This is a genomic window from Streptomyces otsuchiensis, assembly GCF_004305975.1.
Classification (GTDB): domain Bacteria; phylum Actinomycetota; class Actinomycetes; order Streptomycetales; family Streptomycetaceae; genus Streptomyces; species Streptomyces otsuchiensis.
The window spans coordinates 1-12,451 of record NZ_BHZI01000032.1 but is presented as its reverse complement, the minus strand read 5'-3'; the positions used below and the strand labels follow the sequence as shown (position 1 = coordinate 12,451).

The following is a 12,451-nucleotide window of genomic DNA, read 5'->3' as shown; positions in this document are numbered from 1 at the left end:
CCGGCTTCACAGCCGACGGGCGGGCCGGGGAGACGGGACGGCGACCACGTGAGCCGCTCGGCTCAGGTCGGGTCCTCGCCGCGGTCCAGCGCCTTCCACATCTCCTCCGGGCGTTCCTCCCCGCCCGCCGGCTTCCCGTCGGGGTTCCGGCCGCCGGGCTCAGCGCCGCCGGGGCCGTCCCCGCCGGTGTCCCCGCCGGCGTTCCCACCGCGCGGCGGCCGGCGGCCGGAGCGCTCGTACCGGCCGGACATGGCGGGCCAGCGACGGCCGTAGGCCAGGGCCAGCAGCCCTGCCGCGAGCAGCAGCAGACCGCCGCCGGCGGAGATCCAGGGCCAGACGGAGTGGGTGACGTCGTGGACGGCGACCTGGGCGAGGCCAGTGGTCTCGGCGGCGTCGCGCTCCAGCGCGGCGGTGTCCGCCGAGCCGACGACGGCGGTGGCGGTCGCGCCGGCGCCGCTGAGGGCGAGCACGGCGGCGACGACCCGGCGTCCGGTGCGGCGGACCGCGAACACCGCGACCAGCGAGGCCAGTCCGACCAGGGCCAGTGCGCTGGGCAGTCCGGAGACGGCGCTGCCGCCGGCACGGACGGCCAGCGCGCCGCCCGCGGCGGCGGCGCTGCCCTCGGCCCAGGTCTGGCCGGCGGCGATGAGCACCACGACCGCGCCCGCGGCACCACCGGCCAGGGTCAGTGCCAGGGCGCGCCGTGGTGCGCGGGAGTCACGGTTGGCGGGCTCGGAGTTCACCCGTCCACGCTACCGCGCAGGCGCCGCGCCGTTCCGACGGCCCTCAGCACGGCGGCGGCCTTGTTGCGGCACTCGGCGTCCTCGGCGGCGGGGTCGGAGTCGGCGACCACTCCGGCTCCGGCCTGTACGTAGGCGACGCCGTCGCGCAGCACGGCGGTGCGGATGGCGATGGCGGTGTCGGCGTCACCGGCGAAGTCGAGGTAACCGACGCAGCCGCCGTAGACCCCGCGCCGGGTGGGCTCCAGCCGTTCGATGATGCGCAGCGCGCTGGGCTTGGGCGCGCCGGAGAGGGTGCCGGCCGGGAAGCAGGCGGTGAGCGCGTCGAAGGCGGTGCGGCCCTCGGCCAGGCGTCCGGTGACCGTGGAGACGATGTGCATGACGTGGCTGTAGCGCTCGACGTTCATGAAGTCGACGACCTCGACGCTGCCAGGTGCGCAGACACGGCCGAGGTCGTTGCGGCCGAGGTCGACCAGCATCAGGTGCTCGGCGCGTTCCTTGGCGTCCGCGAGGAGTTCCGCGCCGAGCGCGGCGTCCTCTCCGGGGGTGGCGCCGCGCGGCCGGGTGCCGGCGATGGGGTGCAGCACGGCACGGCCGTCCTCGACCTTCACCAGGGCCTCGGGGCTGGAGCCGACGATGTCGAAGCCGCCGGTTCCCTCGCGGTCCCACTCCCCCGTGCCGTCGGTGCCGGCGTCCGCGCCGGGCAGTCGCAGCAGGTACATGTACGGGCTGGGGTTGGTGGTGCGCAGCACCCGGTAGACGTCGAGCGCGTCGGCGGGGCAGGGGGTGGCGAACCGCTGGGAGGGAACCACCTGAAAGGCGTCACCGGCGCGGATGTGTTCCTTGACGGTCTCCACCGCCTCGCGGAACGCGGCGCCGCCCCACTCCTCGGTGTACTCGGGGAGTTCGGAGGGCGGGAGTTCCACCGCGACCGACGGCGAGGGCCGGCCGAGGTCGGCGGTCATGGCGTCCAGCCGGGCGACGGCGTCGGCGTAGGCGTCGTCGACTCCGGTGTCGAGGTCGTTGTGGTTGACGGCGTTGGCGATCAGCAGCACGGTGCCGTCGCGGTGGTCCAGGACGGCGAGGTCGGTGGCGAGGAGCATGGTCAGCTCGGGCAGCCGCAGGGTGTCATCGGTGTGGTCGCCGATGTCCTCCAGCCGGCGCACGGCGTCGTAGCCGATGTGGCCGACCATGCCTCCGGTGAACGGCGGCAGCTTCGGGTCGCGCGGGGTGTGCAGTGCCTCGACTGTGGCGCGCAGCGCGTCGAGGGGGTCTCCGCCGGTGGGCAGGCCGACGGGCGGGGTGCCCAGCCAGTGGGCCCGGCCCTCGCGCACGGTCAGTGCGGCGGCGCTGCGTACGCCGACGAAGGAGTAGCGGGACCAGGTGCGGCCGTTCTCGGCGGACTCCAGGAGGAAGGTGCCGACGCGCCCGGCGGCCAGCTTGCGGTAGAGGCCCACCGGGGTGTCGCCGTCGGCGAGGAGGCGGCGGGTGACGGGGACGACCCGCCGGTCCTTGGCCCGCACGCGGAAGGTGTCGAGGTCGATGTCCACGCTGGTCACAGTGGCCGGTCCTCCGTGTGCAGCGGCAGGTCGCCGGCGTCGAAGCAGGTGCGGTCGCCCGTGTGGCAGGCGGGCCCTTCCTGGTCGACGCGGACCAGCAGGGTGTCGCCGTCGCAGTCGAGGGCGACGGATCTCACGTGCTGGACGTGGCCGGAGGTCTCGCCCTTGACCCAGTAGGCGTTGCGGCTGCGGCTCCAGTAGGTGCCGCGTCCGGTGGTGAGGGTGCGGTGCAGCGCCTCGTCGTCCATCCAGGCGAGCATCAGCACCTCCCCGGTGTCGTGCTGCTGGGCGATGGCGGGGACGAGTCCGTCGGCGTTACGGCGGAGACGGGCCGCGACCTCTGGGTCGAGTCCCGTGGTGGGGGGCTGCTCGCTGGGCATGGGCCCATTGTGCAGCGCCGGACGGCGTGGCGCCCCGCCGTCCGTCGACTGATACCGGAAGTGGTGCGGGTCACGTCCTAGAGTTACGGGCATGTCTACCCATGCCAATCGTGAACGTCTGCTCCTCGCCGACCTGTTGGAGGGCGCGGGCCCCGAGGCCCCGACCCTGTGCGACGGCTGGACCACCCGTGACCTCGCCGCCCACCTCGTGGTGCGGGAGAACCGCGTCGACGCCGCCGGCGGGATGGCCTTCAAGCCGCTCGCGGGCCGGCTGGAACGCGTGCAGGCCGAGTTCGTCGCCAAGCCCTACGACGAGCTGATCCAGCAGATCCGGACCGGTCCAGGCAAGTGGTCGCCGTTCAAGCTGAAGCAGATCGACGAGGGCGGCAACACGGTCGAGTTCTTCGTGCACGGCGAGGATGTGCGCCGCGCGACGCCGCTCTGGAAGCCGCGTGAGCTGGACCCGGTCTTCCAGGACGTCCTGTGGCGGCGGCTGGAGTCGGGGGCGCGGCTGATGATGCGCAAGTCGCCGGTGGGTCTGGTGCTGCGGCGGCCCAACGGCCAGACGGTGGTCGGGCGCAAGGGCGTGCCGGTGGTCACGGTGACGGGTGAGCCCTCGGAGCTGCTGCTGTTCGCCTACGGCCGCCAGCAGGTGGCGCAGGTGGAGACCGAGGGTGACGAGGCCGCCGTGGCGTCGGTGCGCGCGGCCGGTCTCGGCATCGGCTGACCTGCGGCTCGGCCGGCACGCCCGGACGCGCCGCCGCCCTCACCGGGGCCGGCGCGTCCGGCCGCTGCCGTTCGTCACACCGCCTACGGGCGCGGTCTGCTGGGTTCGCCGCCGCGCACCGGGTGACCGCCCTCGCGGAGCGCGCCCTTGACGTCGCCGATCCGCAGTTCCCCGAAGTGGAAGACCGAGGCGGCGAGTACGGCGTCGGCTCCGGCCGTCACCGCCGGTGCGAAGTCGGCGAGTCGGCCGGCGCCGCCGGAGGCGATCACCGGAACGGAGACCTCGGCGCGGACCGCGCGGATCAGCTCCAGGTCGTAGCCGTCCTTGGTGCCGTCGGCGTCCATGGAGTTCAGCAGGATCTCGCCGGCGCCCAGCGCCGCGGCGCGGGCCGCCCACTCCACCGCGTCGATCCCCGCGGAGCGGCGGCCACCGTGGGTGGTGACCTCGAAGGTCCCCTCGGCGGTGCGCCGGGCGTCGACCGACAGCACCAGCACCTGCCGGCCGAACCGTTCCGCGATCTCGGAGATCAGCTCCGGCCGGGCGATGGCGGCGGTGTTGACGCCGACCTTGTCCGCCCCGGCCCGCAGCAGCCGGTCGACGTCGGTGGTGGTGCGGACGCCGCCGCCGACCGTCAGGGGGATGAAGACCTGCTCGGCGGTGCGGCGGACCACGTCGTAGGTGGTCTCGCGGTCGCCGGAGGAGGCCGTGATGTCGAGGAAGGTCAGCTCGTCGGCGCCTTCGGCGTCGTACGCCTTGGCGAGTTCGACGGGGTCGCCCGCGTCCCGCAGCGACTGGAAGTTGACGCCCTTGACGACCCGGCCGGCGTCCACGTCCAGGCAGGGGATGACCCGCACGGCCAGGCTCATGCGTTCTCCCCCGGCACCGGCCCGGCGGCGGTCTCCTCGGCGGGCGGCGAGTGCGGGGTGGCTGCGCGGTGTGCCTCGACCTCGACCTCGAACACCAGTCGCGGGTCGATGAAGGCGGAGACCACCACCATGCTCGCGGCCGGGCGGGCGTGCCCGACCATCTCCCGGTGGGCCCGGCCCGCGTCCTCGGCGTCGCGGGCGTGGGTGAGGAACATCCTGGTGCGGACGACGTGCCCGGAGTCCAGCCCGAGTTCGGCGAGCGCGTCGAGCGCCACCCGGAAGGAGTTGACGGCCTGCTCGTACGGGCTGCCGTCAACAACGTGTCCGTCGACGATCGAGGTGCATCCCGAGACGAGGACCCGGCCGTCCGGCAGCTCGACCGCGCGGGCGTAGCCGAACTCGCTCTCCCAGGGCGCGTCGGAGAAGACGCGGCGGGTGTCGGTCACTGGGCCACCGCCTCCAGCGCCTGCTCCAGGGTGAACGCCCCGGCGTACAGGGCCTTGCCGACGATCGCGCCCTCGACACCGTCGCCGGTCAGCCCGGCCAGCGCCCGCAGGTCGTCCAGGGAGGAGACACCGCCGGAGGCGACGACCGGGCGGTCGGTGGCGGCGCAGACGCTCAGCAGGAGTTCCAGGTTGGGGCCCTGGAGGGTGCCGTCCTTGTTGATGTCGGTGACGACGTAGCGGGCGCAGCCCTCGGCGTCCAGACGGGTCAGCGTCTCGAAGAGGTCGCCGCCGTCGCGGGTCCAGCCGCGGCCGCGCAGCGTGGTGCCGCGTACGTCGAGCCCGACCGCGATCCGGTCGCCGTGCTCGGCGATGACCTTGGCGACCCACTCGGGGGTCTCCAGGGCTGCGGTGCCGAGGTTGACGCGGGTGCAGCCGGTGGCGAGGGCGGCGGCCAGGGTGGCGTCGTCGCGGATGCCGCCGGACAGCTCCACCTTGATCTCCATGGCGGCGACCACCTCGGCGATCTGCTGCCGGTTGTCGCCGGTGCCGAACGCCGCGTCGAGGTCGACCAGATGGAGCCATTCGGCGCCGGAGGTCTGCCAGGTGAGGGCGGCCTCCAGCGGGGAGCCGTAGGAGGTCTCGGTGCCGGACTCGCCGTGGACCAGCCGTACCGCCTGTCCGTCGCGGATGTCCACGGCGGGCAGCAGTTCGAGCCTGGGCGGTTCGGCGGTCACGTGCGAGAGCACGTCGGGTGTCACATGGGACATCAGAGGGTCTCGATCCAGTTGGTCAGCAGCCGGGCTCCGGCGTCGCCGGACTTCTCGGGGTGGAACTGGGTGGCCCACAGCGGGCCGTTCTCCACGGCGGCGACGAACGGCTCGCCGTGGGTGGTCCAACTCACCAGCGGGGCGGGGATTCTGGGGTTGATGGACTCCAGCTCCCAGGAGTGGGCGGCGTAGGAGTGCACGAAGTAGTAGCGCTCGTCCTCGGGCAGCCCGGCGAACAGCCGTGTCCCGCCGGCCTGGCGGACGGTGTTCCAGCCCATGTGCGGCACGGTGTCGGCGCGCAGCCGGTCCACGGTGCCGGGCCACTCGTCGAGGCCGTCGGCGCCTTCGCCGTGCTCGATTCCCCGGGCGAAGAGGATCTGCATGCCGACGCAGATGCCGAGCACCGGCCGGCCGCCGGACAGCCGTCGTTCGACGACCCAGTCGCCGCGGGCCTCCTTCAGTCCGGCCATGCAGGCGGCGAAGGCGCCGACGCCGGGTACCAGCAGGCCGTCGGCGTTCATCGCGGCGTCGTAGTCACCGGTGATGTCGACCCGGGCGCCGGCCCGTTCCAGGGCGCGCTGGGCGGAGCGGACGTTGCCGAAGCCGTAGTCGAAGACGACGACGTGCGGGGTTCGGGTGCTCAATTCCACACCTCCAGCCGCAGCGCGCCGGCGACCAGGCACATCGCCGCGCCGACACCGAGCAACACCACGACTCCGCGCGGCAGTTCCTGCTTCCAGAAGGAGTACGCGCCGGCGCCGAGGAAGAGTCCGGCGGCGATCAGCAGCGTGGACGCGACCGTCACAGGGCGCCCTTCGTCGAGGGGATGCCGGTCTGGCGGGGGTCGATCTCGCTGGCGTACCGCAGCGCCCGCGCGAGCGCCTTGAACTGGCACTCCACGATGTGGTGGGCGTTGCGGCCGTACGGCACGTGGACGTGCAGCGCGACCTGGGCCTGCGCCACGAAGGACTCCAGGATGTGCCGGGTCATGGTGGTGTCGTAGTCGGCGCCGATCATCTGCGCCATGTTCTCCGGCTCGGAGTGCACCAGGTAGGGGCGGCCGGAGAGGTCGACGGTGACGTTGGCCAGCGACTCGTCCAGCGGCACCGAGGAGTTGGCGAAGCGGACGATGCCCCGCTTGTCGCCGAGCGCCTGCCGGAAGGCGGCGCCGAGCGCGAGCGCGGTGTCCTCGATGGTGTGGTGGCTGTCGATGTGGAGGTCGCCGTCGGTCTTGACCGTGAGGTCGAACAGGCCGTGCCGTCCGAGCTGGTCGAGCATGTGGTCGTAGAAGCCGACCCCGGTCGAGACGTCGGTCGTGCCCGTGCCGTCGAGGTTGATCTCGACGGAGACGGAGGTCTCCTTGGTGGTGCGTTCCACCCGGCCTACGCGGGTCATCGGCTGTTCTCCTTCATCACTGCGCGTACCGCGTCCAGGAACGCGTCGTTCTCCTCGGGTGTGCCGGCGGTGACCCGCAGCATGCCCGGTACGCCGTTGTCACGGACGAGCACCCCGTGGTCCAGCAGCCGCTGCCACACCGCGTGGGCGCCGCCGGGGCCGTCGAAGCTCCCGAACTGCACGAAGTTGGCGTCCGAGGCGGTGACCTCGCAGCCGACGGCGCGCAACTCGGCGACGAGCCGGTCCCGTTCGGCACGCAGCCGCTCGACGTACCGCAGCAGCGTATCGGTGTGCTCCAGGGCGGCGAGCGCGGTGGCCTGGGTGACCGCCGAGAGGTGGTACGGCAGCCTGACCAGCTGCACCGCGTCCACCACCGCCGGGTGCGCGGCGAGATAGCCCAGCCGCAGCCCGGCGGCGCCGAACGCCTTCGACATGGTGCGCGAGACGACCAGGTGGGGCCGGCCCTCGGTCAGCGGCAGCAGCGAGGCGCCGTGCGAGAACTCGACGTACGCCTCGTCGACCACGACCAGGGAGGGCTTCGCGGCCTGCGCCGCCTCGTACACCGCCAGCACCGTCTCCTCGGGGACGGCGGTGCCGGTGGGGTTGTTGGGGGTGCAGACGAAGACGACGTCGGGCGCGTTCTCGGCGATGGCCTCGCGGGCGGCGGCGACGTCGACCGTGTAGTCGGCGGCGCGCGGCGCGGAGACCCAGCCGGTTCCGGTGCCCCGGGCGATCAGCCCGTGCATGGAGTACGAGGGCTCGAACCCGAGGGCGGTCCTGCCCGGCCCGCCGAACGCCTGGAGCAGCTGCTGGATGACCTCGTTGGAGCCGTTGGCGGCCCACACCCCGGCGGTTTCCACCGGGTGGCCGGTGGTCCGGGTGAGGTAGTGGGCCAGCCCGGCCCGCAGCTCCAGCGCGTCCCGGTCGGGGTAGCGGTTGAGGCCGCGCGCGGCCTCGGTGACCCGTTCGGCGATCCGCGCCACCAGCTCTTCGGGGAGCGGGTACGGGTTCTCGTTGGTGTTGAGCCGGACGGCGACGTCCAGCTGGGGGGCGCCGTAGGGCGACTTGCCCCGCAGCTCGTCACGGACCGGGAGGTCGTCCACTCCCAGCGCGTGCGGCTCCGGGGCGCCGGCCACGGCCCCGGCGGTTCCGGCGGTCCCGGTGGTTCCGGCGTTGCTCATGACGCCGGCACCTCCACCGGCCCGGTGGACGCCGGCTCGGGCACCTTCCAGCCGAACCGGGCCTTGAGCGCCGCGCCGTGCGCGGGCAGGTCCTCGGCCTCGGCGAGGGCGACGACGTGCCGGGTGACGTCGGCGAGCGCGTCACGGTCGTAGTCCACGACGTGGATGCCGCGCAGGAAGGTCTGGACGGACAGCCCGGAGGAGTGGCAGGCGCAACCGCCGGTGGGCAGCACGTGGTTGGAGCCGGCGCAGTAGTCGCCCAGCGACACCGGGGAGTGCGGTCCGACGAAGATCGCGCCGGCGTTGCGGACCCGCGCGGCGACGGCGGCGGCGTCGGCGGTGAGGATCTCCAGGTGCTCGGCCGCGTAGGCGTCGACCACGGCCAGTCCCTCGTCGAGGCCGTCGACCAGGACGATGCCGGACTGGCGGCCGGTGAGCGCCTCGGTGACGCGCTCGCGGTGCCGGGTCCGGGCGACCTGGGCGGTGACCTCCTCGGTCACGGCGGCGGCCAGCGCCTCGGAGTCGGTGACCAGCACGGCGGCGGCCAGCACGTCGTGCTCGGCCTGGCTGATCAGGTCGGCGGCGACATGGGCCGGCTCGGCCGTGTCGTCGGCGAGGATCGCGATCTCGGTGGGGCCCGCCTCGGCGTCGATGCCGATGCGGCCCTTCAGCAGCCGTTTGGCGGCGGCCACCCAGATGTTGCCGGGGCCGGTCACCAGGGAGACGGGGCGGCACTCCTCGGTGCCGTAGGCGAACATCGCGATGGCCTGGGCGCCGCCGGCGGCGTGGATCTCCTCCACGCCCAGCAGCTCGCAGGCGGCGAGCACGGTGGGGTGCGGCAGCCCGCCGAAGGCGGCCTGCGGCGGCGAGGACACCGCCAGCGAGGCGACACCGGCCTCCTGGGCGGGGACGACGTTCATCACCACGGAGGACGGGTACACGGCGTTGCCGCCGGGGACGTACAGCCCGACCCGGTCCACGGGCACCCAGCGCTCGGTGACGGTGCCGCCGGGCACCACCTGGGTGGTGACGTCGGTACGCCGCTGCTCACGGTGGACGATGCGGGCGCGGCGGATGGACTCCTCCAGCGCGGCGCGCACGGCCGGGTCCAGGGTGCGCAGGGCCTCGGCGGCGACTCCCTCGGGGACACGGACGGTCTCCAGGGTGACGCCGTCGAACCGCCGCGCGTAGTCGATCAGCGCCGCGGTCCCCCTATGGCGCACGTCCTCGCACACCGGCCGCACCTGGTCCAGGGCGGCGGCGACATCGAGCTCGGCGCGGGGCAGCAGCGTGCGGTCGATCCCGGCGCCGGAGGCGACGGAACCGCGCAGATCGATGAGGTTCAGCACCCGTCCAGTCTCTCAGACGCGTTCCGGGGGCTGGTCGCTCATCCCACTGTGTGATACGTCCGGTGACCGGCGCAGCGATAGGGTGGCCCGCTGTGACCACCACGCAGCTGCCGCTCTTCCCGCTGAACACCGTGCTGTACCCCGGCCTGGTGCTGCCGCTCAACGTGTTCGAGGAGCGGTACCGGGCGCTGATGGGCGATCTGCGGGACATCCCGGACGAGGACGACCGCGCGTTCGGGGTGATCGCGATCCGCGAGGGCCACGAGGTGGCGCCGACGGCGCTGGGCCTGCCGGACGGCGATCCGCCGCCGGCGGCGCCGGGCGCCGGGTTCGCCACCGACCCCAGGGACTCCTTCCACGAGGTCGGGTGTGTCGCGGACGCCTCCACGATCCGGGAGCGCCCGGACGGCTCGGGTTTCGAGGTGGTGGCGACCGGCACGACGCGGTTCCGGCTGCTGTCGGTGACGGTCGGCGAGCGCTATCTGACCGGCGAGGTGGAACTGCTGGAGGAGGAGGACGGCGAGGGCGCCGCGCCGCTGGCCGAGGGGGTGCTGCGGGCCTTCCGCGAGTACCAGCGGCGGCTGGCGGGCGCGATGGAGCGGACGCTCACCTCCGACCAGGAACTCCCCGACGAGCCGTCGGTGGTCTCCTACCTGGTGGCGGCGGCCACCCTGCTCTCCACCGCCGACAAGCAGAAGCTGCTCCAGGCGCCCGACACAGCGACCCGGCTGGCGCGCGAGCTGAAGCTGCTGCGCCGCGAAACCGGGCTGATCGCCAAGCTGCCGTCGGTTCCGGGCGCGGACTTCACGCAGCGGCCGACCTATCTGAACTGACGCCGCGACGGCACACACGGCGCGGCGCGGGCTGTCCCGGGCCGGCCGCACCGGGGAAGGGACGGGGACCATGGCGAAGAAGAAGCGCGGAGCCGCGGAGCGCGGGCCGGGCGGCACCCCGGCGACGGTGGCCGCCACGGCGGCCGGTGTCGCGTTCACCGTGCACTCCTACGAGCACGATCCGGCGGCGCCCTCCTACGGCGAGGAGGCTGCGCGGGCCCTGGGCACCGAACCGGCGCGGGTCTTCAAGACGCTGGTGGCGGAGGTGGACGGCCGGCTGACGGTCGCCGTGGTGCCGGTCGCCGGCTCCCTGGGGCTGAAGGCGCTGGCGGCGGCGGTGGGCGGCAAGCGGGCGGCGATGGCCGACCCGGCCGCGGCCGAGCGCTCCAGCGGGTATGTGCGCGGCGGGATCTCGCCGCTGGGGCAGCGTCGCCCGCTGCCGACGGTCGTGGACGCCTCGGCGCTGGACCACCCGACGGTCTTCGTCTCGGCGGGGCGGCGCGGGCTGGAGATCGAGCTGGCTCCCGCCGACCTGGTGCGTCTCACCGGTGCGGGCGTGGCGCCGATCGCCGCCTGAGCCGGCCACGCTCACCGCGGTCAGCCGGTCACCGGGTCACCCGCTGGCCACCGCAGTCACCCGGCCGGGCGATCTTCGGCGGGCGTGTCGCCGCCGGGCCGGCCCGCCCGCCTCCCGTCACTTCCAGTTGGGGAACGGCTTCGGGCGGGGTGCCGGGTCGCGCGGGCCCCACATGGCCAGAGCGGCCGCGTGGCCCGCCAGCGCCCCGAAGGGCAGGCCGAGCAGCGCGGTCTTGGCGATGACCTCGCGCGGGGCGTTGATCACTCCGCCCGGTTCCAGGTCACGGCCACGGTCGATGACCTCGGCGCGGGGCGGTTCCAGGAGGACGCCCAGCCGCCAGGCCAGCAGCGCGCCCAGTCCCGCGCCGACGGCGAGCCCGAGCACCAGCAGGACTCCCCCGCGACGGCGCAGTACGAAGGTGAGCACGCCCAGGACCACTCCGACGCCGAGTCCGGCGAAGAGGAAGGTCCCGTCGGCGGCGATGGCGCCCTCACCCTCGGAGTTCTGCGGGTAGAGCGCCTCCCCGTTGGAGACCAGGGCGATCGTGGGCGCCAGCCAGTACCACAGGAGGCCGACGGCGGCGCCGCCGATCAGGGCGACACCGACCAGTGCCAGCAGGCTGTCCCGCAGTTCGCTTCGCCAGCCGGCGCCTGCCTTCGGCGGGCCGGTCTCGGGGAGCGTGGCGAGCCAGGGGTCGTGTGCGGGTCTGCCCGGACCGGGGTTCGGGTGGCCCGGCGCGGGCTGCGGTTCGTTCACCCGGCCATCCTGCCAGCCGGGTGCACCAGTTCGGCGTCTGGCACGTCTGTTCGGGGGACCCGGGGGTGCCCGTCGCCGCGTCAGCGCCCGGCGGCTCGGCGGTAGGCCCAGGTGGCCAGGGCGAGCGCGAGGGCGCCGGTGACGGCGCAGACGGCGAGGTTGGCACCGACCGAGCCCCAGTCGGTGGCGGGCCCGAGGACGGCGGCCAGCGCGTCCACGCCGTAGGTGGAGGGGAGCAGGTCGCGCAGCCACTGGACGGGTTCGGGCATCCGGGAGGCGGGCAGCACGCCGAGCAGCAGCGCGGCGGACATGCCGAGCTGGCCGCAGAGCGTCGCCAGCTCCGCTCGTGGGGCGAGCAGCCCGAGGGCGGCGCCCAGTCCGGCCAGCGCGGCACCCGCGAGCGGTACGACGGCCAGCAGCAGCCACAGTCCGCTCAGCGGGAGCTGGTACATCAGGCAGCCGGTGACGGCGGTGACCAGCACGCCGGGCACCGTGAAGGAGGCGTAGGCGGCGGCCGTGCCGAGCGCGACCGCGGCTCCGGGCACCGGCAGGGTGGCGTAGAAGTCCAGGCCCCCGGTGGCGCGCAGCTGGCCGAAGTACTGGGCGAGCAGGTTGAGGGCGACGAACGCCACCACCAGCACGCTGGAGCCCGCGACCACGGCGCGCGCCTCGTCACCGGGGCCGGCGTCGATGACGCCCCGCATCAGGATCATGATGCCGATGGACTGGAACGTCGCGACGAACAGCAGGGGGATGCGCGCCACCCGGGCGCGGGAGAGCTGTGAGCGGTAGACGGCGCCCATGGAGGGCCACAGCCGGGCCTGCGGGGCGAGCGGCGCCGGTCCGGCTGTGGCCCTCCATGGGCGCCGTCTACC

General features: G+C 74.1%; 16 protein-coding genes. 3 read left to right on the top strand and 13 right to left on the bottom strand.

Features of this window, described 5'->3' with window-relative positions; all coding sequences use genetic code 11:
• Positions 1-62: 62 nt before the first annotated feature.
• From E0D90_RS05355 to hisI, 3 genes are read right to left on the bottom strand one after another with little or no spacing between them, the layout of a single operon-like run.
• Entirely contained in the window at positions 63-743 is a 681-nt protein-coding gene (locus E0D90_RS05355; protein WP_130796793.1) for a TIGR02234 family membrane protein, read from the bottom strand.
• Entirely contained in the window at positions 740-2,284 is a 1,545-nt protein-coding gene (locus E0D90_RS05350) for an anthranilate synthase component I (protein ID WP_130796805.1), read from the bottom strand. The genes E0D90_RS05355 and E0D90_RS05350 overlap by 4 nt, the downstream gene beginning before the upstream one ends.
• Before the next feature lie 11 nt (positions 2,285-2,295).
• Positions 2,296-2,679 carry a phosphoribosyl-AMP cyclohydrolase gene (hisI, locus tag E0D90_RS05345; protein ID WP_103528243.1) on the bottom strand — a complete coding sequence of 128 codons (384 nt, stop codon included), beginning with the start codon at positions 2,677-2,679 and terminating at the stop codon, positions 2,296-2,298.
• 91 nt (positions 2,680-2,770) lie between these two features.
• Here hisI and E0D90_RS05340 point away from each other — a divergent pair, with 91 nt between their 5' ends.
• A complete protein-coding gene (locus E0D90_RS05340; protein ID WP_130796792.1) occupies positions 2,771-3,406 on the top strand; it encodes a TIGR03085 family metal-binding protein in 636 nt (211 codons plus the stop codon).
• A gap of 83 nt (positions 3,407-3,489) precedes the next feature.
• Here E0D90_RS05340 and hisF read toward each other — a convergent pair whose 3' ends face one another.
• The 8 genes from hisF to hisD are packed head-to-tail and all read right to left on the bottom strand — an operon-like array spanning position 3,490 to position 9,410.
• A complete protein-coding gene (gene hisF / locus E0D90_RS05335) occupies positions 3,490-4,272 on the bottom strand; it encodes an imidazole glycerol phosphate synthase subunit HisF (RefSeq protein ID WP_130796791.1) in 783 nt (260 codons plus the stop codon).
• A complete protein-coding gene (locus E0D90_RS05330; protein WP_103528242.1) occupies positions 4,269-4,718 on the bottom strand; it encodes a Rid family hydrolase in 450 nt (149 codons plus the stop codon). Before E0D90_RS05330 ends, hisF begins: the two co-directional genes overlap by 4 nt.
• Positions 4,715-5,485, bottom strand: a complete 771-nt coding sequence (gene priA, locus E0D90_RS05325) for a bifunctional 1-(5-phosphoribosyl)-5-((5-phosphoribosylamino)methylideneamino)imidazole-4-carboxamide isomerase/phosphoribosylanthranilate isomerase PriA (protein ID WP_103500748.1) — start codon at positions 5,483-5,485, stop codon at positions 4,715-4,717. Before priA ends, E0D90_RS05330 begins: the two co-directional genes overlap by 4 nt.
• A complete protein-coding gene (gene hisH, locus E0D90_RS05320) occupies positions 5,485-6,129 on the bottom strand; it encodes an imidazole glycerol phosphate synthase subunit HisH (RefSeq protein ID WP_103500749.1) in 645 nt (214 codons plus the stop codon). Before hisH ends, priA begins: the two co-directional genes overlap by 1 nt.
• Positions 6,126-6,290 (bottom strand): CG2302 family histidine operon protein, encoded by a 165-nt coding sequence (locus E0D90_RS27070; RefSeq protein ID WP_170214918.1) that lies wholly within the window; start codon positions 6,288-6,290, stop codon positions 6,126-6,128. Before E0D90_RS27070 ends, hisH begins: the two co-directional genes overlap by 4 nt.
• Entirely contained in the window at positions 6,287-6,880 is a 594-nt protein-coding gene (hisB, locus tag E0D90_RS05315; protein WP_103500750.1) for an imidazoleglycerol-phosphate dehydratase HisB, read from the bottom strand. Before hisB ends, E0D90_RS27070 begins: the two co-directional genes overlap by 4 nt.
• Positions 6,877-8,061, bottom strand: a complete 1,185-nt coding sequence (locus E0D90_RS05310; protein WP_130796790.1) for a histidinol-phosphate transaminase — start codon at positions 8,059-8,061, stop codon at positions 6,877-6,879. The genes hisB and E0D90_RS05310 overlap by 4 nt, the downstream gene beginning before the upstream one ends.
• Positions 8,058-9,410: a histidinol dehydrogenase gene (hisD, locus tag E0D90_RS05305; RefSeq protein ID WP_130796789.1), complete on the bottom strand. Its 1,353-nt coding sequence runs from the start codon at positions 9,408-9,410 to the stop codon at positions 8,058-8,060. Before hisD ends, E0D90_RS05310 begins: the two co-directional genes overlap by 4 nt.
• A 92-nt stretch (positions 9,411-9,502) precedes the next feature.
• Between hisD and E0D90_RS05300 the strand changes: the two genes are divergently transcribed.
• Together E0D90_RS05300 and ybaK are read left to right on the top strand one after the other, a co-directional pair.
• On the top strand, positions 9,503-10,243 hold the full coding sequence (locus tag E0D90_RS05300) for an LON peptidase substrate-binding domain-containing protein (protein ID WP_103500753.1): 741 nt from the start codon (positions 9,503-9,505) through the stop codon (positions 10,241-10,243).
• A 70-nt stretch (positions 10,244-10,313) separates the two neighbouring features.
• Positions 10,314-10,820, top strand: a complete 507-nt coding sequence (ybaK, locus tag E0D90_RS05295) for a Cys-tRNA(Pro) deacylase (RefSeq protein WP_130796788.1) — start codon at positions 10,314-10,316, stop codon at positions 10,818-10,820.
• A gap of 117 nt (positions 10,821-10,937) precedes the next feature.
• Here the strand turns inward: ybaK and E0D90_RS05290 are convergent, their stop codons facing one another.
• Positions 10,938-11,576, bottom strand: coding sequence for an ABC transporter permease (locus E0D90_RS05290; protein WP_130796787.1), 639 nt, complete (start codon positions 11,574-11,576; stop codon positions 10,938-10,940).
• An 80-nt stretch (positions 11,577-11,656) separates the two neighbouring features.
• Complete coding sequence (locus E0D90_RS05285; protein ID WP_227870009.1) at positions 11,657-12,391, bottom strand: ABC transporter permease; 735 nt, start codon at positions 12,389-12,391, stop codon at positions 11,657-11,659.
• Between the last annotated feature and the right edge of the window lie 60 nt (positions 12,392-12,451).

What these genes read in the sequence shown, in the direction of transcription:
- hisI (WP_103528243.1), bottom strand. Translation starts at nt 2,679, where the DNA reads ATGCCCAGCGAGCAGCCCCCCACCACGGGACTCGACCCAGAGGTCGCG.
- ybaK (WP_130796788.1), top strand. Translation starts at nt 10,314, where the DNA reads ATGGCGAAGAAGAAGCGCGGAGCCGCGGAGCGCGGGCCGGGCGGCACC.
- E0D90_RS05310 (WP_130796790.1), bottom strand. Translation starts at nt 8,061, where the DNA reads ATGAGCAACGCCGGAACCACCGGGACCGCCGGAACCGCCGGGGCCGTG.
- hisF (WP_130796791.1), bottom strand. Translation starts at nt 4,272, where the DNA reads ATGAGCCTGGCCGTGCGGGTCATCCCCTGCCTGGACGTGGACGCCGGC.
- priA (WP_103500748.1), bottom strand. Translation starts at nt 5,485, where the DNA reads ATGTCCCATGTGACACCCGACGTGCTCTCGCACGTGACCGCCGAACCG.
- E0D90_RS05340 (WP_130796792.1), top strand. Translation starts at nt 2,771, where the DNA reads ATGTCTACCCATGCCAATCGTGAACGTCTGCTCCTCGCCGACCTGTTG.
- hisB (WP_103500750.1), bottom strand. Translation starts at nt 6,880, where the DNA reads ATGACCCGCGTAGGCCGGGTGGAACGCACCACCAAGGAGACCTCCGTC.